This is a genomic window from Flavobacterium sp., assembly GCF_027484945.1.
GTDB lineage: Bacteria > Bacteroidota > Bacteroidia > Flavobacteriales > Flavobacteriaceae > Flavobacterium.
On record NZ_JAIXRZ010000017.1, the window covers coordinates 64802 to 86713 of the forward strand.

General features: G+C 38.3%; 23 protein-coding genes. 17 read left to right on the forward strand and 6 right to left on the reverse strand.

The window, feature by feature from the left end; translation table 11 throughout:
* The first annotated feature begins 2 nt into the window (after positions 1 to 2).
* Genes Q0039_RS02705 through Q0039_RS02735 form a run of 7 tightly spaced genes read left to right on the forward strand, consistent with a single transcriptional unit; the run spans position 3 to position 5166 of the window.
* Positions 3 to 698 carry a BON domain-containing protein gene (locus tag Q0039_RS02705; RefSeq protein ID WP_297508669.1) on the forward strand — a complete coding sequence of 232 codons (696 nt, stop codon included), beginning with the start codon at positions 3 to 5 and terminating at the stop codon, positions 696 to 698.
* Entirely contained in the window at positions 685 to 1338 is a 654-nt protein-coding gene (locus Q0039_RS02710; RefSeq protein ID WP_297508672.1) for a BON domain-containing protein, read from the forward strand. The genes Q0039_RS02705 and Q0039_RS02710 overlap by 14 nt, the downstream gene beginning before the upstream one ends.
* Before the next feature lie 28 nt (positions 1339 to 1366).
* Positions 1367 to 2215, forward strand: coding sequence for a universal stress protein (locus tag Q0039_RS02715; protein ID WP_297508674.1), 849 nt, complete (start codon positions 1367 to 1369; stop codon positions 2213 to 2215).
* A complete protein-coding gene (locus tag Q0039_RS02720; protein WP_297508677.1) occupies positions 2212 to 2973 on the forward strand; it encodes an ABC transporter permease in 762 nt (253 codons plus the stop codon). The genes Q0039_RS02715 and Q0039_RS02720 overlap by 4 nt, the downstream gene beginning before the upstream one ends.
* The gene (locus Q0039_RS02725; protein WP_297508681.1) at positions 2970 to 3728 is read left to right on the forward strand and encodes an ATP-binding cassette domain-containing protein; all 759 of its coding nucleotides are present in this window, start codon (positions 2970 to 2972) and stop codon (positions 3726 to 3728) included. The genes Q0039_RS02720 and Q0039_RS02725 overlap by 4 nt, the downstream gene beginning before the upstream one ends.
* Entirely contained in the window at positions 3725 to 4759 is a 1035-nt protein-coding gene (locus tag Q0039_RS02730) for an MlaD family protein (RefSeq protein WP_297508684.1), read from the forward strand. Before Q0039_RS02725 ends, Q0039_RS02730 begins: the two co-directional genes overlap by 4 nt.
* Positions 4760 to 4776: 17 nt before the next feature.
* Positions 4777 to 5166 carry a hypothetical protein gene (locus tag Q0039_RS02735; RefSeq protein ID WP_297508687.1) on the forward strand — a complete coding sequence of 130 codons (390 nt, stop codon included), beginning with the start codon at positions 4777 to 4779 and terminating at the stop codon, positions 5164 to 5166.
* A 78-nt stretch (positions 5167 to 5244) separates the two neighbouring features.
* Here the strand turns inward: Q0039_RS02735 and Q0039_RS02740 are convergent, their stop codons facing one another.
* Positions 5245 to 5910: a hypothetical protein gene (locus tag Q0039_RS02740; protein WP_297508690.1), complete on the reverse strand. Its 666-nt coding sequence runs from the start codon at positions 5908 to 5910 to the stop codon at positions 5245 to 5247.
* Between the two features lie 238 nt (positions 5911 to 6148).
* On the opposite strand from Q0039_RS02740, the gene Q0039_RS02745 reads away from it, so the two are divergent.
* From Q0039_RS02745 to Q0039_RS02760, 4 genes are all read left to right on the forward strand, one after another.
* A complete protein-coding gene (locus Q0039_RS02745; protein WP_297508694.1) occupies positions 6149 to 7198 on the forward strand; it encodes a cyclic nucleotide-binding domain-containing protein in 1050 nt (349 codons plus the stop codon).
* A gap of 91 nt (positions 7199 to 7289) precedes the next feature.
* A complete protein-coding gene (locus Q0039_RS02750) occupies positions 7290 to 7739 on the forward strand; it encodes an Hsp20/alpha crystallin family protein (RefSeq protein WP_297508697.1) in 450 nt (149 codons plus the stop codon).
* A 63-nt stretch (positions 7740 to 7802) separates the two neighbouring features.
* Positions 7803 to 8222 (forward strand): hypothetical protein, encoded by a 420-nt coding sequence (locus Q0039_RS02755; RefSeq protein ID WP_297508700.1) that lies wholly within the window; start codon positions 7803 to 7805, stop codon positions 8220 to 8222.
* A 26-nt stretch (positions 8223 to 8248) separates the two neighbouring features.
* Positions 8249 to 10714, forward strand: a complete 2466-nt coding sequence (locus tag Q0039_RS02760; RefSeq protein ID WP_297508703.1) for a cation-translocating P-type ATPase — start codon at positions 8249 to 8251, stop codon at positions 10712 to 10714.
* A 68-nt stretch (positions 10715 to 10782) separates the two neighbouring features.
* Here the strand turns inward: Q0039_RS02760 and Q0039_RS02765 are convergent, their stop codons facing one another.
* Complete coding sequence (locus tag Q0039_RS02765) at positions 10783 to 11679, reverse strand: lytic transglycosylase domain-containing protein (RefSeq protein WP_297508705.1); 897 nt, start codon at positions 11677 to 11679, stop codon at positions 10783 to 10785.
* A 97-nt stretch (positions 11680 to 11776) separates the two neighbouring features.
* Positions 11777 to 12433, reverse strand: a complete 657-nt coding sequence (locus Q0039_RS02770; protein WP_297508708.1) for an alpha/beta hydrolase — start codon at positions 12431 to 12433, stop codon at positions 11777 to 11779.
* Positions 12434 to 12546: 113 nt separating this feature from the next.
* Between Q0039_RS02770 and Q0039_RS02775 the strand changes: the two genes are divergently transcribed.
* Complete coding sequence (locus tag Q0039_RS02775) at positions 12547 to 12822, forward strand: N-acetyltransferase (protein ID WP_297508739.1); 276 nt, start codon at positions 12547 to 12549, stop codon at positions 12820 to 12822.
* 57 nt (positions 12823 to 12879) lie between these two features.
* Entirely contained in the window at positions 12880 to 13221 is a 342-nt protein-coding gene (locus tag Q0039_RS02780; RefSeq protein ID WP_297508711.1) for a hypothetical protein, read from the forward strand.
* Between the two features lie 14 nt (positions 13222 to 13235).
* On the opposite strand, the gene mtaB is transcribed toward Q0039_RS02780, so the two are convergent.
* From mtaB to Q0039_RS02795, 3 genes are all read right to left on the reverse strand, one after another.
* A complete protein-coding gene (gene mtaB, locus Q0039_RS02785) occupies positions 13236 to 14558 on the reverse strand; it encodes a tRNA (N(6)-L-threonylcarbamoyladenosine(37)-C(2))-methylthiotransferase MtaB (RefSeq protein ID WP_297508714.1) in 1323 nt (440 codons plus the stop codon).
* 187 nt (positions 14559 to 14745) lie between these two features.
* Positions 14746 to 15921, reverse strand: a complete 1176-nt coding sequence (locus Q0039_RS02790) for a GlmU family protein (protein ID WP_297508717.1) — start codon at positions 15919 to 15921, stop codon at positions 14746 to 14748.
* 103 nt (positions 15922 to 16024) lie between these two features.
* On the reverse strand, positions 16025 to 16276 hold the full coding sequence (locus Q0039_RS02795) for a type B 50S ribosomal protein L31 (RefSeq protein WP_297508720.1): 252 nt from the start codon (positions 16274 to 16276) through the stop codon (positions 16025 to 16027).
* Between the two features lie 226 nt (positions 16277 to 16502).
* On the opposite strand from Q0039_RS02795, the gene Q0039_RS02800 reads away from it, so the two are divergent.
* From Q0039_RS02800 to Q0039_RS02815, 4 genes are read left to right on the forward strand one after another with little or no spacing between them, the layout of a single operon-like run.
* A complete protein-coding gene (locus tag Q0039_RS02800) occupies positions 16503 to 17042 on the forward strand; it encodes a DUF4199 domain-containing protein (protein ID WP_297508723.1) in 540 nt (179 codons plus the stop codon).
* A 3-nt stretch (positions 17043 to 17045) separates the two neighbouring features.
* Entirely contained in the window at positions 17046 to 17996 is a 951-nt protein-coding gene (locus Q0039_RS02805; protein WP_297508726.1) for a glycosyltransferase family 2 protein, read from the forward strand.
* A gap of 50 nt (positions 17997 to 18046) precedes the next feature.
* Positions 18047 to 19774 (forward strand): phospho-sugar mutase, encoded by a 1728-nt coding sequence (locus Q0039_RS02810; RefSeq protein WP_297508730.1) that lies wholly within the window; start codon positions 18047 to 18049, stop codon positions 19772 to 19774.
* Positions 19774 to 21627 (forward strand): ABC transporter ATP-binding protein, encoded by a 1854-nt coding sequence (locus Q0039_RS02815; protein ID WP_297508732.1) that lies wholly within the window; start codon positions 19774 to 19776, stop codon positions 21625 to 21627. The genes Q0039_RS02810 and Q0039_RS02815 overlap by 1 nt, the downstream gene beginning before the upstream one ends.
* The last annotated feature ends 285 nt before the right edge of the window (positions 21628 to 21912 follow it).

Below are 21912 nucleotides of genomic sequence, written 5' to 3' on the forward strand. Positions count from 1 at the left end.
ATATGAGTTATTCCCTATCCAATCAATCTTTACAATATGTTGTGCAGGAAGCTTTGCGCTGGGAACCGCAACTTCAAGACACTCAATTTGGCGTAATTGCCAATGATGGGGTTATTACCCTTACAGGTGTAACCGATTCGTATTACAAAAAAATGGAAGCCGAAAAAATAGCTAAAAATATTGCGGGCGTTCGGGCACTAATCGAACGAATAGCAGTCGTTGTCCAAGATGATCATCAAATTACAGATGAAGAAATAGGAGCGAAAATTTTAAGTGTTTATCAATCTAGCTTCACTATACCCGATCATAAAATCAAAGTAACTATCGAAAACGGATGGGTTACCCTTGAAGGAAAAGTCCATTGGAACTACCAAAAACATGCCGCCGAAGATGCACTTTATACAATTCAAGGGATTCGTGGAATCAGTAACCTCATTGAAACGCAAACCAATCGGGATAGTGAAATTAAAAAAGAGTTTATAGAAAAAGCGTTGCACGACAGTGCATTACTTCATGATTCGTCAATCGAAGTAGAAGTTAATAACCGAAGAGTTACCCTAAGTGGGCATGTCAATACGCTTTATGAAAAAGAAGAAGCTGAACGATTGGCTTGGAATGCCAAAGGTGTTATTGCTGTTGAAAATGCACTTACGTTGAGTACACAAATCGTAAACACACACAACTATGAATGCAAATGATCAATTACAACAAAACATTCAATTTGCGCTTTTTTGGGAACCTTTTATAGAAAATATTTCGATTGGTGTAACCGCTCAAAACGGCATTGTAACGCTCTCAGGATTTGTTGATAGTTATGAGAAAAAGGTCGAGATTGAAAAAATCGTCAAAAAAGTTCGAGGGGTTAAAGCCTTGGTCGAACACTTGGAAGTCCAACACGGAATTGTGGCAGAATCAGATGAAGACTTGGCTATAAAAGCGTTAGCTGCAATTAAAATGAATACTTCTATTCCAGAAGAAGATATCAAAATTGTAGTAGCTAAAGGTTGGATTTACCTCATTGGGGCTGTAGATTGGAACTATCAAAAAATGGCTGCCGAACATGCCGTGGGCAGTATAATCGGAGTAAAAGGCGTGGTCAACTCACTCCTAATTCATTCTACCACAACCGACACCATCGAACAAAAAGCAATTCAAAATGCCCTGAAGAGAAGTGGCCTACTTCGCAATAAATCTATTGAAGTCGCAGTCGATGACAATGTGGTAACGCTTACAGGGCAAGTAGACTCTATTCTTCAAAAAGAAGAAGCCGAACGCATTACTTGGAATTCACCAGGTATTTGGCGAATTAAAAATCAAATTGATATTATCAATCACTAAATCTGGTGCTATAAACACTTCAAATACCATGACAAAATTTTTAGTAACAACCGATTTCTCGGCCCATTCTCGGAGAGGTATTCGCTTTGCCTTCCAGTTTGCGCTTCAAACACAAGCTGAAATTACGCTATTTCATGTGTTGGATTTATTTGATCCCGACTTGGCTTTTGATAGTGCGACTGCAACGCCGCAATTGCGCTGGACTAAAGCAATACAACTTAAAACCGATCAACTCAAGAAATTCCTGCATGCCGTTTTCCCGAAGGGAATTCCAGATGTACCGTATAACGTAGTTTGCAATAAATTGGAACGCACACTTGCTCAGACGATCATTAATTACACTAAAACTCATAATTTTAGTATGGTCTTTTGCAGTGAAAATGGCGCCTCACTTTTTAAAAAGGTTTTAGGTAGTCTCCCAGAAACTTTATTGAATAATTGTCCCGTCCCCTTGTGTATCGTGCCTAAACAGTATACTACAAGTCCATTGAATTCACTTTGCTATACCACAGATATGCAGCATATTGACGATGAAATGCATTGGATAGAAAACTGGCGGAATTTGTTAAACATCCCGCTTAAAGTGCTTTATTTTGATTATGAAATTAACCTACAAGAGCATCAAAAAACGCTGCACCAAGTTGCAACCACCTATGAGAACAAAGACGTACAATTTCATTATATCAAGTTAATTCCACAATCGACGTTTAAAACGCTTCTTCAAGAAACCTTAAAGGTGGTCGACCCTTCGCTCGTTATTGTTTTTAGAAAACAAAACCGTTCAATTGTAAATCGAATGCTGTTTCCAGGTAAAACAATTAGTTTAATTATGGAAAATAACTTACCGCTTTTGGTGGTGCGAAAAGAATCGGAATGAAGCGATGGACCTTTTATGAAGAAGAATGGATTCATTTGGGAAAGTTCACCGAATTTACCGGTCGCTTTTTCAAAGAAATTGGATGGCGCGATTTAGACGGGAAAGAACTACTCAAACAATGTTATGAACTTGGGTACCGTTCCCTACCCCTTGTTTCCTTAACGGGTTTCATTATGGGATGGGTACTTACACTTCAATCCCGACCGGCGATGGCAAAATTTGGTGCTGAATCGTGGATTCCGAATATGGTCGGGTTGTCGTTAGTGCGCGAAATCGCTCCGGTTATTACCGCACTTATTTGCGCAGGTCGCATTTCGTCTGGAATAGGCGCTGAATTGGGTTCGATGCGGGTAACCGAACAAATTGATGCAATGGAAGTAGGCGCCATTCAGCCCTATGGCTATTTGGTAGTAACGCGGACTTTAGCCACAACTATAATGCTCCCTATTTTGGTACTATATGCCGATGGAATCGGATTGCTAGGGGGTTTTCTGGGTATAAATCATCACAATGAAATCACATTGCACCATTATTTTAGACAGGTTTTTGATTCGTTAGCGTTTAGTGACGTTATCCCGGCGGTTATTAAAACATTCTTTTTCGGGTTTTTCATAGGAATGGTCGGATGCTTTAAAGGATTTCACGCCAGTAGTGGCACCGAAAGTGTTGGAAAAGCAGCAAATCAAGCGGTGGTTGCAGCTTCGTTAAGTATTTTTTTAATCGATTTAATTGCGGTTCAATTAACCGATCTACTATGACTAAACCACAGGAAAAAACGCCATTAATTGCATTGAAATCGGTGTATAAAGCATACGGAACGCATACGGTGCTATCGGGTTTCAATTTGGACGTTTATCCCGGTGAACAAGTGGTACTGTTAGGACGATCGGGTTCGGGAAAATCGGTTGCCTTGAAGTGCATTGCAGGTTTGACAAAAGTCGATGCAGGGACAGTTCATTTAATGGGGCACGACATCACTTTCTATGACGAAAAACACCTAAATCCATTGCGAAAACGAATGGGATTTTTGTTTCAAAACGCGGCGCTATACGACTCGATGTCGGTTGAAGAAAATTTAGCGTTTACGCTTCGGCACCATGACCCGAGTTGGAGCAATCAAAAATTGGCAAAACGTATTAAAACCACATTGGAGAATGTAGGATTGGCCTCGGCTTTGCATCTCATGCCTTCAGAATTATCGGGGGGTATGCGCAAACGTATCGGACTCGCACGAGCTTTAATTATTAATCCCGAAGTGATGTTGTATGACGAACCTACCGCAGGTTTAGACACACGGACGGCTCAGGAAATTATCGACTTAATGTTGCGAATCAAATCAGAATACCACCCAACGGCAATTATCATAACACATGATTTACAATGTGCCGAACAAACAGGGGACCGTATTGTTGTTTTGAGTGAAGGAAAAATTATTCTTTCGGGGACCTTTTCCGAACTCGTACAAAGTTCACTCCCCGAAGTACAAGTCTTTTTTAACCGAGCAACACGATGACAACAACAAATCTACACTATTGGAAGTTGGGACTTTTTAGTTTTCTGGGACTGCTGCTATTGGTGGTTACGATTTATATTCTTGGATTTAACCAAAATTTATTTCGTTCCAGTTTTGTTCTCTATGCACGTTTTTCCAATGTGAGTGGTTTAAAACAAGGAAGCACTGTGCGTTTATCGGGAATTAATGTTGGCACGGTAGCCCGAATCGAATTTGTATCAGATTCCTTGGTATTGGTTAAATTGTTTATTGATAAAGAAGCGCAACCGTTTTTGAAAACCGATGCTTTAGCATCCATTGGATCAGATGGATTGGTAGGTGATAAAGTACTTGAACTCTCTGCAGGTAATTCAAAAAATCGGGGAATCCGCAACAATGACACCATCTATTCTGTGGCTCCAATTCAGTGGGAAAGCTTATTAAAAAGCGTATTGAATAGTGCCAAAAATGCAGAAGTCATTACTAGTGAATGGAGTACTTTTAGTCGGCACTTAAATCGGGATAACGGACTCGTATACCAACTCATTCGAAGTGAATCGTTTGCTACATCTATTCGAACAAGTATTAACGAATTGCAGCAAAGCACCCATGAATTAGCCTTGTTTACACCTTCACTAAACAACCCCAACGGTACGTTACATCATTTGCTCACCGACACAGAATGGAGTTCCCAAATGAGTCAAACGCTAATCCATTTACAAACCACAAGTCAGCAGCTGGATACTTTTAGTAATGCCTTAAACCATGAAGACGGTCTCCTTTACCAACTCATAAGTAGTGACTCACTCCAAAAAAGCGTCAACCAAACACTTACGAAGTTAGAAAAAACAGCAACCGAATTGCATCTATTTTCACAACGGATGAACCAATCCAATAATGTGCTCTCTAAATTGACCAATGATCCCAAACTGGCCCAACAAGTAGATAGCACAATCAATCATATAGACCGCGGTGTACGTGAATTTCGCGAACTTGAAAAAGCAGCGAAAGCGTCGGTACTCTTGCGGGGCTATTTTAAAAAAACAAAATAACCTTAATCTAATTTATTATGAGAGCTTTAAAGAAAATGGCCATTTGGATGGATTATTCCAAAGCCTACATCATTGAATTCACCGACAAAGCGCGTGAAGTAGACATTATTGAAGTTCGTCGCGATCAAAACAACTACGATGAAAATCCACATCTGAACCATCAGAATCAGGTAAAAGAAGAAAACCGCAAAGCGTATTTTAAAAAGTTGTCCCAATATATGGATGGCTCAGATAAAGTATTGCTTTTTGGTCCAACGGAAGCCAAAAATGAACTCTCTAATTTATGGCAAGAAAAAGAACAGCATTCCTTAAAAGATATGGATATCATTACAACCGGTCGTTTAAGTGAAAACCAACGGTGTCGATTTGTAAACAATTATTTTTTACAAACGCAATTAACGACTTAAAACACTACTTAATCCAACAAAAAAGGTCCGCATTATCCTAGGAGTAATACGGACCTTTGTATGATTAAAAAATACAAATCATATATTCAATTGGATACCCTCATCTTCAATTTTAACTTCTAGTAAAACTACATATACCGCAACCGCTAAGGCAACGGCTAAAAGTGGGGTAAAAAATATAAAATCATTATGATTTTGATAGATTATATAAGTGTAGGCAACTGCTAAAACCCCTCCAAAAAGCCATACCCGTCGGGTATATGCGATAAATGCAGGCAATACGGTAGTGGTAATCCATAAGTAAACGCCAAACTTTTGAAAAAAACCACGAATGGGCTGAACAAAATAGAGATGGTCTTCTACAATATGAACTTCTACATTGTAAAAAATAATATCCCAGGTAGTCAAAAGCGCCACAACTATCCCTAGATAGATAAAGAAATTTAATACTTTTCGAATACTCCATGTAACTTCCATTCGTTGCAAAGCAAAAGGCACCCATATAGGCCATATAACTTGCGATAGAATCACTAACAATAAAGTAAAAAAATCATTAAGGAAAAATAGTGAAGGATACTGTACCGAAATTATAATTATCGCGGCACTAAATTGTTCCAAAGCCAATAAAATAGGCAACAAGGCAAATGCGCAATACCGGGGGCCAATTAATTTTTGATACCCTAAAAATGCAAGTACAGAAAGTACAACTCCGGTAATCAAATGTAAAATAGCTGAATTATCCATAATGAAGAAGTTAGGTAGTTTGGACTACCAAATTACAGATACACTAAAAGCAAATAAATGATTAAAATCAATAAAATTAGTGATACTCGACAATTTTAAATATGATTTTATTTTAGAATTTTAATATAACTTAATTTAATATGAGTCATAAAAAAATAAAGGTCAAAAAAAAGCAATGAGCCAAATATTATAACTATATTGCAGATTTTGTAAATTTTTAAATACAAATTATATGCCTATGAATCGAATTTTAATTATCATTGAAAACCGAGAAAATCGGCAATACCTCAACGATTTACTTTCAATGGCTAGCTACAATGTTATTGACGCTAAAAGCGGAATTGAAGGTATACAAATGGCAACTTCAGCACAACCGGATATCATCCTTTGTGATTTATTAATGAAAGAAACCGATGGGTATGAAGTACTTGTTGCACTATCGCAAAATGCAATAACCTCAACGATTCCCTTTGTATTTTTAAGCGATGAATTAAAAAAAACATACTTCCGAAAGGGGATGGAAATGGGCGCCGATGATTTTATTTGTCGACCCTTTGATGATGCACAACTCTTGAATGCAATAGCTACGCGTCTAAAAAAACACGAAATACAACTGGAGTATTTTAAATCCCAACAGCCAAACCATAGCGCTACTCCCAACTTCTTTCAAGGAAAAGTAGCGTTGGACTTAATGCGGGAACAGTCCCAAATACGCAAAATCAAAAAAAAACAAGTCCTTTTTTATGAGGGCGACAAAGTAATCGGGATTTACTATATCCATAAAGGTGCTATAAAAATCACAAAAATAGCGCAAGATGGTCGCGAACTCACTGTTCGTATCCATTCGGCTGGGGAGTACATCGGACTCCATAGCTTGTATGCGGAACAAAACCACTCAGACAATGCCGAAGCCATGTCGGATTGTGAAATTAGTATACTACCTCTACATGAATTTGAAAGTTTAATCGAACATCATCCCGAAATTGCTGCCAAGTTTATCAAAATACTATCCCAAGAATCCAATCAAATTGAAGAACATTTAATTCGTATAGCTTATGACTCCGTGCGCAAACGAATCGCTAATTCGTTGATCAGTTATTTTAAAACCTACTGCGCAGAAGGGCAAAGCATTCATTTGAGCAGAAACGAATTGGCCAATATTTCAGGAACAACGCCTGAAACCGTAAGTCGTACTTTGACCGATTTTGAAAACGAGGGTCTCATTCGAAAAGAACTCAGTCGTATTGTGATTGTTCAACCACAAAAACTTTCAAATCTGAAAAATTAAAAACATGAGGAATATCATTTTTTCTAATGATGTAAAACAAGGATAAAGAAGGAGGGCTACCCTAACTTTGACTATGCAAAATCCAGAAATCATGTTTACAAATCACGAATTAAAAATTCATTCCAATACCTCACATGAGGCAGTGTTGCTCCAAACTAATCCTTGGGATGAACTTTTAAGCGAACCATTTTCGAGACAGGATATCCGTTCCTTATCTCCGGCAACCAATATTTATGAATATGAAAATCAATTCATAATTATTATGGCTATTCCGGGGTTAGAGAAAAAAGATTTTGTAATTCATGTCAAAAAAAACCGAATTACCGTACAGGTACAAAAAGATGCACCACTTGTGCAAAAAAAGTCACGACCCTTGTTGCTGGAATTTAATTTCAACACTTTATATCGTACTTTCCTTTTGCCCGATGGTCTTCAAACGGATAATATTACGGCGAGTTATGCTGAGGGCATACTTCAACTAATAGTACCTAAGTTTGAAACAGGAACGCATTTCCCTGTTCAAGAAATACCAGTGCGGTAATTTGTTTTTGACGGATCTTAAATCCCGCAGTAGCGGGATTTTTGATTTTAAAACCTATAAATTATGCAAAAAATAGCCCCTTACCTCATCCCCTTTATGGTTGCATTTTTAAGTACGCAACAATGCCAAGAACCAACACCCTTCGAATCTGAACTCGATGGAGCAGTTGAAAAATGCCACGGTACTGCTGCCATTCTCCAAAACCAGTTGGCATCATGCCAAACAGGATTAGACTCTTTGGCCGTTCACCTCCATCAGTTGCCCTCTGGCGCAGTTAAAAAAAAGGGACGGATACTATACCAGCAAAGCATTCGTAAAATGTATTCCCTACAAAAATCGGCCGACTCATTAGCCGCTTTTCAAACTACGTGCTCCGATTGGAAAAGAAAGGCCGTGCGACAAAAAGCAACAGCACTCCTTCACGCACTGATCGAATTGAATGGGACCATCGAAGAATGTGAACAAACAATTATCGAAAATTAGTCATTAGCAATCGAAACCCTTGCAGTATGCTTAAAACCGGATTAACATCGAAAACAGTACGTGAAAAACACCTGCAATGGGGATACAACGAATGGCCCGATGCAAAAGAACCGCATTTTGCAACACAATTACTCAAAATGCTCAAGGAACCGGTCATACTTTTATTGATTGCGTGCAATGTCCTTTATCTAATTATTGGAAATGTAATTGAAGGAATGGCACTAACACTGTCGCTTTTACTGATGATAGCCATCAGTTATTACCAATTTCGAAAAACCAGAAAAACACTAGCCGCATTAAAAGAATTACAGACCCCTTTTGTTGAAGTTATCCGTGATGGTGAAATACAACGCATCCCTGGAAGAGAATTGGTACCCGGTGATCTTTTAAATATCCAAGAAGGTACGCGAATTGGAGCCGATGCCCAACTTTTAATGGCAACCCATTTACTTATTGACGAATCGTTGATTACCGGCGAATCGTTAGCAATTTCCAAAGCTGTCAATGACTTACTTATTGGCGGTACGGTGGTTATTCGCGGAAAAGGACAAGCATTGGTAACCGCTATTGGCACTTCGGGCACGTTGGGTAAAATGGGTGGCATCCTTAATGATACCCCTACTACCCCCTCATTAGGTCAAAAAGAGATGAACCAACTCATTCGTTTGTTTTTTAGTATTGGGATGGTATATACTTTTTTTATAGTGCTGTATCTAACCCAAACACGAGAAAATTTTACCACAGCGTTACTCACCGGACTGTCGACCGCTATTGCAATCATACCTGAGGAATTTCCGGTGGTATTTTTTTTATTTACCGCTTTTGGTGCTTGGCGATTGGCCCAAATAAAAATTATAGTACAAGCTCCAGAAACTTTAGAAACCTTGGGAACCATTACAGTTGTTGGTTTTGATAAAACGGGAACGTTAACTGAAAACCGAATGGCAATTGAAAAAATAGCCACGCCCGAAGGAGTCGTTAAAACGGCCAATACAAAAAAAGGATGGGATACCGCCAGTCGTAATGTATTAACTACTGCAGCCCTTGCAACCCAAGAAATGAAAACCGATGCTATTGACCGTGCACTTATACAATGGCAACTTGAACAAGATTCAAAAGACTTTTTACCGCAATCAATTCATGAATTTACAGTTGCATCCGACTTTCCAGCAACTGCACAAATTCATGCACTAAATTCAACGCTTGAAAAGTATCAAATCACACTTAAAGGGGCTCCAGAATGGGTTGTAGACCATTGTAAAGCAAGCAAAGATGAAAAAAATCGGTGGCTCAAAATTTTGGATGAATTGGTTCACGATGGGTACCGTGTTATTGGCGTAGCACAAATTACGGAATGGACCCAACCTATCCCTAAAACTATAACCAACCTGGCGTATACTTTTAAAGGATTTATTGCTTTTGCCGACCCTATTCGTCCCGAAGCAGAAGCGGTAGTTGAAACGTGTAGGAAAGCAGGTATTCGAACACTGATCATCACGGGCGATCATCCGATCACCGCACAGCATATTGCCCGACAATTGAATTGGGATAACTTAAATTGTATTGATGGGTTTCAAATTGAAGCAATGAATGATGAATCGCTTCAAAAAGTGATAAAAACGCATAGCTTATTTGCACGAATTCGATTTGCAGAAAAAATACGAATAATCGAAGCTTTAAAACAAACGGGAGAAATTGTAGCCATGACAGGTGATGGTGTTAACGATGCTGGTGCGTTACGCGCAGCTCAAGTAGGCATTGCTATGGGACAAAAAGGCACCGATGTAGCACGCGAAGCCGCCGCATTAATTTTATTAGAAGATAATTTGAATGCCTTACCCAAAGCAATTCTCTTGGGAAGAAGAGTCTTCGACAATATTAAAAAAGCATTTGGATTTATTATTGCCGTTCATATTCCAATTTTAACCGTTACGCTTATTCCCATAGTCAATACAGCGGTTCCATTGTTGCTTTTCCCAATGCATATTGTTTTTTTAGAATTAATTATTGATCCAGTTTGTGCCGTTGCATTTGAAAATGAAGTTGAAGAAAAAAACTGCATGACCGAACCTCCACGAGCTCGAAAAAAACGATTTATCGACAAGTCGCTTTGGATTTCGGGAATCATTAAAGGAGGATTGATGGCACTCGTAATGCTGACCCTTTTTACGCACTATTTGTATCATGGATATTCAGAAAATTCACTTCGGGCAATTATTTTTTTATGCCTCATTACCTCTGCGGTCGTATTAACCCTGAATATGATTTCGAAAACACGAGCCTTATGGAATCTATTTAAAGAACCTAATTTTCCACTTATTGGAATTGTAATGACAACGAGTTTAGTCACACTAATCGTCTATAAATTTGGTTTATTCCAACAAATTTTTCAAATCGAATCACTTCCCAATCAAACTTTAGGGGTGATCCTTGGGAGTTATATCGCAGCATTCATTCTACTCGAATGGAAAAAAATTGTAGCGCTCTTTTAATAAAAATTGATAGGCGATGTATATCATGAATACGAAGCCAAATTCAAAATTCAAAACAGCCAATAAACTTAAAAATACCCTTTTGTAGGGATCTCAATCTGGTATTTCTTCTTATTGGGATTTGCCAACTTTTTATCGCGCAACCACGGATTGTGGATTTTTAGAATTTTATAATTTACGCCTTGCATCTTAGCAAACTTGGCCAAATCTGTAATCGAACTGTCTACTTCAATAATCTTTGTAGGTAAATTTTCATACAATTCGTGTTGACTCACATCAAAACCGTAAAGATCTGGATGTTGCATGATTTCTTTTAATGCTAAAATACGGAAGACATACCGATGGGTCTCATCGGTTAACAATAAATCATAATAATTGGTAACGTCTTGTTCTTCCAATTTTTTTGACACTCCATTCATCCCTCCATTATAACTCGCAGCGGCTATTGTCCAAGAACCAAATTTATTTTTGGCGGCCAATAAATACTTACAAGCCGCTTCAGTCGACTTTTGTAAATGATAGCGCTCGTCTACGGTTTCACTAACCTCCATTCCCTTTTCTTTTGCAGTATCGGTCATAAACTGCCAAACACCTCGCGCCCCCGATGCTGAAACGGCATTGGTTAACGCACTTTCAATAACTGCCAAGTATTTAAAATCATCTGGAACTCCATATTGCTTTAAAATGGGTTCAATAACTGGGAAAGCACGATTGGCGCGCTTCATAATTAAAAGTGTTGACGAATGCAAATTGGCGTTAACTAACAGTTCACGATCAAAACGCTCTTTTACATCGGCGATATGTAATGGGGTGGGCTCACCCGCAAAATCTACTTTGGGTGGGAAATATTGTGCCGTACCTTCTTTCAATAATTTCTGACGTTCTTCGCCCGAAATCGAAAATACAAACAATCCTGTGACTATTACGGCCAACGCTCCGGTGGCCATCCATTGAAACAGTTTCATAAGTGTCTTTTTTATTAGTCAACGTATTTACCGTGCGTTTCGTGTATGCTACGTTGGAATGTATTCACAAAACTACAAATTTCAAACCAAAACCTGATTACGCCATTAGTATTTCGGGCAAATGCGCATTCAGCCAACGGTACTTACTTAAAATCATTGCATGTGTCCCTTCTTTTACGGGCATACAGTTTTGGATGTACTTTAATGGAAATACTTCATCATGCGTACCATGAATATGAATAATTTCAGAATCAACCGTTGTTCGCTCCCAACAAATTACTTGTTCAATGGCCCAATCCAAATACCGCTTGTCGCGCATTTGTAAATAGTTTTCATAAAGGTGTAATTTGCGCTTCATTTGATCGCCCAATGCAAATTTTACTAACAGTTCGACATCTTGCAATACACCCGTTGGAAGCAGTTTATAGGCTTTTGTGGTGCGGGCGACTTTAAATCTTCGGGGAAATTCGCGATTGGATTTAACACTCGAAATAATCAGTACTTTACGAGGCTGGAGAAAAGCTTTCATCTCCTGAACCAAAATACCGCCAAATGATACACCTACCAAAATTGCCCTCGGATCGTGAACTTGTGAAGCCATTCGTTGTGCATAAGCCGATAATGATTCATCGGGATTGGGTAGAACCCATTCGAGAAAATACATTTCAAAAAGATCTTCTGGTAATTGAATACGTTCAAAAATAGTTGGACTAGCGGCTAGTCCGGGTATAAAATAAACGGGAATTCGACTCATTTCTAAAGTTTAACGCACTTGAGCATGAAAAGTTTCTAAATAATTACGAAATTTGCATAAAATTAATGAATACCCAATAAAAGAGAATGAACCCAGCGTTAATTTTGGATCCAATGGAAATTAAAGATAACACCTTTGCACGTCAATTTGAAACGACGTTTAACGGTGAATTGGTTACTGTTGAATATTCCTTCCAAGAAAAAAAGATTTTCTTAACCCGTATTAATGGAACTGAAGACGATGTCTTTATTACCGATTTATTAAAAAATATTATGGAAATTGCCTACGAACGAAAATTAAAAGTAGTGCCCATTTTTCCGAAAGTAGCTGCTTTTATGCGCAAGCATTCCATTTATCGCGATTTACTCCCTCCCGGAATACGGATTTAATGAACACTAAACCGGTTCGCCAGGAAGCGGGTTTTACTATTTTGACATCTTTAACCTATGAATCCTGAATCACTTCGTGACACTATACTCGATTTTTTCGAGCATATTGAAAACTATTACGGTTGTACCACCGAAATTACGGAGGGGATTATGACGAGTATTGAAAACATCGAAGCAGAAAATACTACCTGGAACTTATCCGAATTTCAATTATTGCGTTCGGCTTATCGCAAAGCAGGCGATCGATTTATGTTGGAAGGTAAAGGGATCTATTATGAAATTGCCGCCGAGAAAATCATTGACTTCAAACACCCGGGTCGCCACAACTATGAATTTATTGAACAATACGGATTTAGTGTCTACCGAATTACCCGACTTCATTTTCGTTCAAAATACTAACAATAGAATTCAACCTAAATAGGTAGAAATTCAATTCTAACCCCGCCCTCTTCATCAATTCGCGTAAGGTTAACTTGGTGCACGGTATTTACTAATTCGGGATTCCAAGGTGTTTTTACTTTTACATAGTTTTCGGTAAAACCATAGATATAACCCTCTTTATTTTCACCCTCAAACAATACCGTACGTGTGGTTCCCAACTGACTCTCGTAGAATGCCCGTCTTTTTTTGACCGATAAACCACGAAGCATCTTACTTCGTTTTGCCCGAACCGCATTTGGAACTACACCCTCCATAGCAGCAGCTTCGGTATTGTCGCGTTCAGAATAGGTAAATACATGCAAATAGGAAATATCCAATTCATTCAAAAAATGATACGTTTCCAAAAAATGTTCGTCGGTTTCTCCTGGAAAACCAACAATCACATCTACACCAATACAGGCATGGGGCATCACTTCCCTTATTTTTGCAACACGCTCTGTATATAATTCCCGCATATACCGGCGTTTCATTTTTTTAAGTATCGTGTTGCTTCCCGACTGTAAGGGAATGTGGAAATGCGGAACAAATGTGCGACTCTGGGATACAAATTCAATCGTTTCGTTTTTCAATAAATTGGGTTCGATCGAGGAAATACGCAGGCGTTCAATTCCTTCTACTTGATCTAAAGCTTCCACCAATTCTAAAAAAGTATGTTCGTGTTTTTTATTTCCAAATTCGCCTTTCCCATAGTCACCAATGTTTACTCCCGTTAAAACGATTTCTTTAATGCCTTGCTTTGAAATTTCTCTTGCATTTGAGAGTACGTTCTCCATAGTATCGCTTCGCGAAATCCCGCGCGCCAATGGAATCGTACAGTAGGTACATTTATAATCACATCCGTCCTGAACTTTTAAAAAAGCCCGTGTTCGGTCTCCTATGGAATAACTCCCTACATAGAAATCGGCTTCCTCTATTTCACAAGAATGTACCTCGCCCCTATCGTTTTTTGACAGATCATGAATATAGTCGGTGAGTTTAAATTTTTCGGTAGCCCCCAAAACCAAGTCAACCCCATCTATTGCTGCCAATTCTTCGGGTTTTAATTGGGCATAACACCCAACGGCAGCTACAAATGCTTTTTCGTTAAGTTTTAGGGCTTTTTTAACCACTTGCTTAAATTGTTTGTCGGCATTATCGGTAACCGAACAGGTATTGATAACATAGATATCCGCAAACGTTTCAAAATCGACGCGTTCAAATCCTTCATCTTGAAAATTTCTCGCAATTGTAGAAGTTTCAGAGAAATTGAGTTTACATCCTAAAGTATAAAAGGCTACTTTTTTCTTGTTTTCCATAGTTTTCACAACCCCAGAATCCTGTTTGCCGACAGGCAGGTCGTTATCATGTAATTATAGCCGCAAAAATACAGCTTTTTTTTATGTGTCCATAAGGAATATAATCATTGCGATTTATAGTAAATGAACAAAGAAGATTGACTCCCATCTCATAAACAAATACCGCTTTGTAACATTGTACCGTAGACTATTCCTTTCGGTATTTTTTGGTTAATTCAAATACGTGCTCCAAAATACGCATTTCAATCGCATCAAATTCCACCTTACGCCTCGCCATTACTATCTTGGCGGTTTGAAAAGCTTTGGAAGTTAAATAGGTTGTAAAACCAGCTGCACCCCCCCAGCTAAAACTAGGAACAAAATTGCGAGGAAAACCGGCACCAAAAATATTAGAAGAGACTCCGATTACGGTTCCCGTATTAAACATGGTGTTGATACCGCACTTACTATGGTCGCCCATCATCAATCCGCAAAATTGGAGTCCAGTGCGGGCAAACCCTTCGGTTTCATAGCTCCACAAGCGGACTTCTTCATAGTTGTTTTTTAAATTGGAATTATTACTATCGGCACCAATATTACACCATTCACCCAAAACCGAGTCGCCTAAAAATCCGTCATGACCTTTATTAGAATACGCGAATAAAACCGAATTGCTAACTTCACCGCCCACACGGCAATGAGGTCCTACGGTTGTAGCACCATAGATTTTTGTGGCCAATTTTACTTGTGCTTCTTCTCCCAATGCAAATGGACCACGAATCACCGAACCTTCCATGATCTCGCTATTTTTCCCAATGTAAATCGGACCCGTTGAGGCATTTAGTGTTACAAACGCCAAGCGCGCGCCCTCCTCTATAAAAATAGATTCTGGAGCAATCACATTGACTGATTTTGGGATGGGTTGCGAATGACGATCAGCTGTGAGTAAGGCAAAGTCTTCACGAATTGCCGCATCATTTTTTGCGAAAATATCCCACGTATGTTCAATTTTTAAACCGTTTTCTTTGCATTCCAAAATTTCATACGTATCAAAATCGACTTCATCTTGGGTATCGTGGGTATAAAAAGCAATTACATCCGCTCCCTGCATGATAACTTGATTGTGCTCGAGATTGCGCACCATTTCAACCAAGACTTCATTCGGAAAATAAGCTCCATTAATCATGACATTGGCTTCCATCTCTACCATGGGAAACTTTTCCGAAAGGTACTCTTCTGTTAAGGTCGTGGTAGTAAAACCTAAATACTTCTCCCATTTTTCGCGGATTGTCAATATTCCTACTCGGATATCGCAAACAGGACGGGTAAAGGTAAAAGGCAATAAAGCGTTACGGACAGGACCGTCAAAAAGTATATAATTCATGATGCTTATTCAACTAAAGTTTCAAAAATACAAAGAATTGGGCAATAAAAAAACCACCCTTGAAGGATGGTCTCTTAGTATTTGAACACACAATAAATTGAAATTACTTACCGTGTTTAGCGTATTTCGTTTTAAATTTATCAATACGTCCGGCTGTATCGATTAATTTTGATTTACCTGTGTAGAATGGATGCGATGTTCTCGAAATCTCCATTTTAAAAACCGGATATTCTACTCCGTCTACTGTAATCGTTTCTTTAGTTTCTACTGTAGATTTGGTGATAAATACATCATCATTTGACATATCTTTGAAAGCTACCAATCTGTAATTTTCTGGGTGAATACCTTGTTTCATCGTGTAAATCTTTTTATTTGTTATGCAGCAGTTTGCCTTGATGCTTTTTAATTCAAAGGTATTAGCCAACTGCAACTTTTGTTAATCCTTTTTTATTTGAGTGTGCAAAAATACAACTAATTTTCAATTATCAAACTCAAAACGTGTTTTTTTTAATCTAAAAATCCGAAAATCGTTGCTACAGAATCATTATATTTGCAGGTTGAAACTAACCATTTAAATATACATGGAACAAAAAACTACAATTGGAAAAACGATCCTTCAATGCGGTGCTTTATTTGGCATAGTAATGGTACTCGAATTTGTAATCGGTTATGTGCTCAATATAGATCCACAAACCAATCAAACTTATGGATTACTTATTAATTTACTCAATTTTTTAATTTTACCCTTCGTATTTTGCTGGATGGGTGCCAACCAATTTAAAACGAGTAATAATGGTTTTATTTCTTTAGGAGAAACGTTAAAAATAGCAGTCGGTATGGGTGCTATTGCCAGTTTGATATACGGTGTTTTCTTTTGGGTATTTACCTTTATATTTCCAGATTTTATTCCAGAATTAATGGAAAAAGTACGAAGTGTTACTTTACAACAAAACCCAAACCTAAGTTCGGCACAAATCGAAATGAGTTTACAATTCATGGAAAAATTCATGGAACCTTATATTTTGATTCCTTCAACTATACTAATTAATTGCTTTGTGGAATTAATTCATGGTTTAGTCGTGGGACTAATCGTAAAAAAAGAGCAACCCCACAGCTTTTAATACATGAACATTTCCATAATCATTCCGTTACTCAACGAACAAGAATCCTTACCCGAACTCCACAATTGGATTAAAAAGGTAATGGATGACCATCAATATTCCTATGAAGTGCTATTTATCGATGATGGTAGTTCAGATCAATCGTGGCATGTCATTGAAGGTTTATGTAATGAAAATCCCAATGTAAAAGGGATCCGTTTTTTTCGAAATTATGGGAAATCGCAAGCTTTGCATGCTGGCTTTGCCCGAGCGCAAGGGGATGTGGTGATTACCATGGATGCTGATCTTCAAGACAGTCCAGATGAGATTCCGGGATTATTCAAAATGGTTATGGAAGAAAATTTTGACCTCGTTTCTGGCTGGAAGAAAAAACGCTACGATAATGTAGTTACTAAAAATTTGCCCTCAAAACTTTTCAATTGGGCTGCTCGAAAAACTTCGGGTGTCCATCTCAATGATTTTAATTGCGGTTTAAAAGCCTATCGAAATACCGTGGTGAAAAATGTTGAAGTTTCGGGGGAAATGCACCGATACATTCCGGTACTTGCCAAAAATGCGGGTTTTAATCGAATTGGCGAAAAAGTAGTGATCCATCAAGCCCGTAAATATGGTGAATCGAAGTTTGGAATAAGTCGGTTCATTAACGGTTTCTTGGATTTAATTACGATTTGGTTTTTGTCGCGCTATGGTAAACGCCCAATGCACTTATTTGGTGCTTTTGGTGCCTTAATGTTTGTTCTCGGATTTATAGCTACTGGAATTATTATTGTAGTGAAATTAATAAAACTCTACACGGGTTTCCACACCGTTTTAGTAACCAGCAATCCGCTTTTCTATATTGCGCTGACCGCTATGATTATTGGAACCCAATTGTTTTTGGCTGGTTTTTTGGGCGAAATCATTTTACGCACAAAAAGCAATGAAGAACGCTATAAAATTGCAGAAGAACGCTAACCGTTTTTTAAACCAAAACACAATCCCAACGGATTAAAAAAACGTACAAAATGCAAATTGAACCTAACGTACTAGAAAAAGTAAACGAGTGGTTGACCCCAACCTTCGACACACATACCCAAGCAACTATACGCGAATTGATGAATTCCAATCCCAAAGAATTGGAAGAGTCTTTCTATAAAAACCTAGAATTTGGAACCGGCGGTATGCGTGGAATTATGGGTGTAGGAACCAACCGCATCAATAAATACACCCTCGGAAAAAACACCCAAGGCTTATCCGATTATTTAAAAACTGCTTTTCCTGGTGAAAATTTAAGTGTGGTGATTGCTTTTGACTGTCGGCACAATAGTGCTACTTTAGCCAAAGTCGTTGCCGATGTGTTTTCAGCAAATGGGATTAAAGTATATCTTTTTTCAGATATGCGACCCACACCGGAATTATCGTTTTCACTTAAACATTTACATTGCCATGCCGGAATTGTATTAACGGCCTCTCACAACCCACCCGAATACAATGGTTATAAAGTATACTGGCAAGATGGTGGCCAACTAGTCCCACCCCAAGATCGCGAAATTATTCAGATTATTGAAGAACTTCGCTATGCCGATATTCGTTTTGAAGCCAATGAAGGGTTAATTGAATATATCGACTCCGCTTTAGACGATGCCTTTGTGGCTTCAACTATTGCTAATGCTAGTTTTAATACCCCAAAAGCAGCGCGCGAAGGATTAAAAATTGTCTATACTGCTTTGCACGGCACGTCTATCAAGTCCATTCCTGCGGTTTTAAACACTGCGGGGTATACCGACTTGAATATTGTTACCGCGCAAGCTGAACCCAATGGCGACTTTCCTACGGTTAAATCTCCCAATCCAGAAGAACCCGAAGCACTCCAAATGGCTTTAGAATTGGCAGATAAAATTGGTGCAGATATTGTAATCGGTACCGATCCGGATTCAGATCGACTAGGCGTTGCTGTGCGTAATACTTCAAATGAACTCATTCTTTTAAACGGTAATCAAACGATGGTCATCATGACCGCTTATTTGCTCGAACAATGGAAAAGGGCTGGCAAAATAGACGGCAAACAATTTATTGGAACTACAATTGTATCTACTCCGATGCTTTTGGAACTCGCTTCGGCTTATGGTGTTGAATGCAAAGTTGGCTTAACTGGTTTTAAATGGATCGCTAAGTTTATCAAAGATTTTCCCGAACTTCAATTTATTGGAGGCGGAGAAGAAAGTTTTGGGTATATGGTTGGCGACGCAGTGCGCGACAAAGATGCCGTAGGCGCTACTTTGTTGGTTTGCGAAATTGCCGCTCAGGCGAAAGCAGCCGGTAGTTCGCTATACCAAGAATTATTGAACTTATATTTGGACTTTGGTTATTATAAAGAACATTTAATTTCCCTAACCAAGAAGGGAATTTCGGGCCTTCAAGAAATCATCCAAATGATGATTGATTTGCGCGAAAACCCCGTAACTGAAATCAATGGTCAACGCGTAGTATGTATTGAGGATTATCAAACTTCAAAAGGTCGCGATATCATTAATAAAACTGAGTTTTCCATCACGCTACCTCAATCCAATGTATTGATTTACTATTTAGAAGATGGCAGTAAAATATGTGCCCGTCCGAGTGGTACCGAACCAAAAATTAAGTTTTATTTCAGCGTGAATGCACCCTTACTTTCGTTGGAAGACTTGGAATTGGTTGAAGCGGAGTTGGATCAAAAAATTAATGCAATTATTGCTGCAATGCACTTGAACTAATGGATGAAAATTTAAAAAAAATAATCCCGTATATACGAAACTATAAGTCCAATGTGGTTTGGAATGTGGTTTTCAACATTTTGTACGCTCTTTTTAGTACATTGTCTTTTGTATCCTTAATTCCCATGCTGCAGGTACTCTTTAACCAGGCCGAACGCGTAACTAAAATTCCAGAATACCAAGGAATTTGGGATTGTGCCAACTATGGTAAAGAATACTTGTATTATTACATGACCAACATTTCTGAAACTAAAGGCGCGCAATATGCACTGCTGTTGGCGGTTAGCTTAATCATCTCGACATTTTTACTAAAAAATCTTTTTAATTACCTAGCGAGCAATCACTTGATGAAATTAAAAAATGGGGTGCTACGGGATTTACGGAATACCATGTATACTAAAATCATTTCATTACCCATATCGTATTACACCGAATCGCGTAAAGGAGATATCATGGCGCGAACTTTAGGAGATATCAATGAAGTTCAAAATTCTTTTTTCTCGATACTTGAACTCATCGTAAAAGAACCCATGACTATTCTATTCTCTATTTTTGCATTGGTTTCTATTAGTTTTAAACTCACCCTTTTTGTCTTTGTTTTTATTCCAATTTCGGGTCTAATCATCTCAAGAATTGGAAAAACGCTAAAATCAAAATCGCAAAAAATTCAGATCGAAAGCGGAAATTTAATCGCTATTGTTGAAGAGACCCTTTCCGGAATGAAAGTCGTAAAAGGATATAATGCGGAATCTACTTTCAAATCAAAATTTCACAGTACGGTTGATCGAATGCTAAACTTGTCGAATAGCATTGGACGAAAAAACAACTTGGCTTCACCCATGAGTGAGTTTTTAGGTATTATGGTTATTGCTGCCTTATTGTGGTTTGGAGGTAATATGGTGCTTGTTGAAAAAGGACTTGACGGGAAACCCCTTCTTGAAGCTGCAAAATTCCTAACCTACATGGGGTTATCTTACAACATTTTAACACCCGCTAAATCAATTTCAAAAGCATCGTATTCAGTAAAAAGCGGTTTAGCAGCGGCTCAACGTGTTTTTGAAGTTATAGAAGTTGAAAACCAAGTCGTAGACAAATCAGATGCTCATGTTTTTGAAACATTTGAAGATTGTATCGAACTGAAGAATGTTGAATTTGGGTATACTGATGAGCCTGTTTTAAAAAACTTTTCACTTCGCATTCCTAAAGGAAAAACTATTGCTTTAGTAGGGCAATCAGGATCTGGAAAGAGTACAATTGCGAACTTACTTACGCGTTTTTACGATATCCAAAAAGGGAAAATTACAATCGACGGACACGAACTTAATGCAATTACGATGCATTCACTCCGGCAGCATATCGGTCTTGTTACTCAAGAATCGATCTTATTTAACGATACGATAAAAAACAATTTATTGATTGGTAAGCCCGATGCAACTGATGAAGCGATTATCAATGCATTAAAAGTTGCCAATGCCTATGAATTTGTAAACGAATTACCCGAAGGTATCCATACTCCAATTGGTGATGCGGGAGGCAAACTTTCAGGAGGACAAAAACAACGCCTTTCTATTGCACGTGCTGTCTTGAAAAATCCGCCCATCATGATATTGGATGAAGCGACTTCTGCCTTAGATACCGAAAGTGAAAAACTGGTTCAAGATGCGCTAGAAAACATGATGCAAAACCGTACCTCAATTGTGATTGCCCATCGCTTATCCACGATTCAAAATGCCGATATGATTGTGGTGATGCATAAAGGTGAAATCATTGAACAAGGAACCCATACCGAACTCATGGCAAAAGATGGGACTTATGCCAAATTGGTATCACTCCAAAGCTTTGAACAGGCCTAATCAGTGATTCTCTTTCCTTTTGTCAAGTATTAAGTGAGTAATAGAGCTTACTTAAAATGAATTACACGTTTATTTTCGTCACGTAATTGTACAGTTGCCGATAAATAGGCAAAACAATAAAAAATCCGCTATTGTAGCGGATTGTATTCGGTAGGTTTTAATTCCTTAGATCCAAGATTAACATAGTAATAATGCACTTTATCGGCTTTATCAAAGGCCCCATTTTTATTTAAATCTTCAACCGTTCGAAAATAAAGGCGCTCTTTTGTATCAACGGTATTCCAA

What these genes read in the sequence shown, in the direction of transcription:
- Q0039_RS02705 (WP_297508669.1), top strand. Translation starts at nt 3, where the DNA reads ATGAGTTATTCCCTATCCAATCAATCTTTACAATATGTTGTGCAGGAA.
- Q0039_RS02710 (WP_297508672.1), top strand. Translation starts at nt 685, where the DNA reads ATGAATGCAAATGATCAATTACAACAAAACATTCAATTTGCGCTTTTT.
- Q0039_RS02715 (WP_297508674.1), top strand. Translation starts at nt 1,367, where the DNA reads ATGACAAAATTTTTAGTAACAACCGATTTCTCGGCCCATTCTCGGAGA.
- Q0039_RS02720 (WP_297508677.1), top strand. Translation starts at nt 2,212, where the DNA reads ATGAAGCGATGGACCTTTTATGAAGAAGAATGGATTCATTTGGGAAAG.
- Q0039_RS02725 (WP_297508681.1), top strand. Translation starts at nt 2,970, where the DNA reads ATGACTAAACCACAGGAAAAAACGCCATTAATTGCATTGAAATCGGTG.
- Q0039_RS02730 (WP_297508684.1), top strand. Translation starts at nt 3,725, where the DNA reads ATGACAACAACAAATCTACACTATTGGAAGTTGGGACTTTTTAGTTTT.
- Q0039_RS02735 (WP_297508687.1), top strand. Translation starts at nt 4,777, where the DNA reads ATGAGAGCTTTAAAGAAAATGGCCATTTGGATGGATTATTCCAAAGCC.
- Q0039_RS02740 (WP_297508690.1), bottom strand. Translation starts at nt 5,910, where the DNA reads ATGGATAATTCAGCTATTTTACATTTGATTACCGGAGTTGTACTTTCT.
- Q0039_RS02745 (WP_297508694.1), top strand. Translation starts at nt 6,149, where the DNA reads ATGAATCGAATTTTAATTATCATTGAAAACCGAGAAAATCGGCAATAC.
- Q0039_RS02750 (WP_297508697.1), top strand. Translation starts at nt 7,290, where the DNA reads ATGTTTACAAATCACGAATTAAAAATTCATTCCAATACCTCACATGAG.
- Q0039_RS02755 (WP_297508700.1), top strand. Translation starts at nt 7,803, where the DNA reads ATGCAAAAAATAGCCCCTTACCTCATCCCCTTTATGGTTGCATTTTTA.
- Q0039_RS02760 (WP_297508703.1), top strand. Translation starts at nt 8,249, where the DNA reads ATGCTTAAAACCGGATTAACATCGAAAACAGTACGTGAAAAACACCTG.
- Q0039_RS02765 (WP_297508705.1), bottom strand. Translation starts at nt 11,679, where the DNA reads ATGAAACTGTTTCAATGGATGGCCACCGGAGCGTTGGCCGTAATAGTC.
- Q0039_RS02770 (WP_297508708.1), bottom strand. Translation starts at nt 12,433, where the DNA reads ATGAGTCGAATTCCCGTTTATTTTATACCCGGACTAGCCGCTAGTCCA.
- Q0039_RS02775 (WP_297508739.1), top strand. Translation starts at nt 12,547, where the DNA reads ATGGAAATTAAAGATAACACCTTTGCACGTCAATTTGAAACGACGTTT.
- Q0039_RS02780 (WP_297508711.1), top strand. Translation starts at nt 12,880, where the DNA reads ATGAATCCTGAATCACTTCGTGACACTATACTCGATTTTTTCGAGCAT.
- mtaB (WP_297508714.1), bottom strand. Translation starts at nt 14,558, where the DNA reads ATGGAAAACAAGAAAAAAGTAGCCTTTTATACTTTAGGATGTAAACTC.
- Q0039_RS02790 (WP_297508717.1), bottom strand. Translation starts at nt 15,921, where the DNA reads ATGAATTATATACTTTTTGACGGTCCTGTCCGTAACGCTTTATTGCCT.
- Q0039_RS02795 (WP_297508720.1), bottom strand. Translation starts at nt 16,276, where the DNA reads ATGAAACAAGGTATTCACCCAGAAAATTACAGATTGGTAGCTTTCAAA.
- Q0039_RS02800 (WP_297508723.1), top strand. Translation starts at nt 16,503, where the DNA reads ATGGAACAAAAAACTACAATTGGAAAAACGATCCTTCAATGCGGTGCT.
- Q0039_RS02805 (WP_297508726.1), top strand. Translation starts at nt 17,046, where the DNA reads ATGAACATTTCCATAATCATTCCGTTACTCAACGAACAAGAATCCTTA.
- Q0039_RS02810 (WP_297508730.1), top strand. Translation starts at nt 18,047, where the DNA reads ATGCAAATTGAACCTAACGTACTAGAAAAAGTAAACGAGTGGTTGACC.
- Q0039_RS02815 (WP_297508732.1), top strand. Translation starts at nt 19,774, where the DNA reads ATGGATGAAAATTTAAAAAAAATAATCCCGTATATACGAAACTATAAG.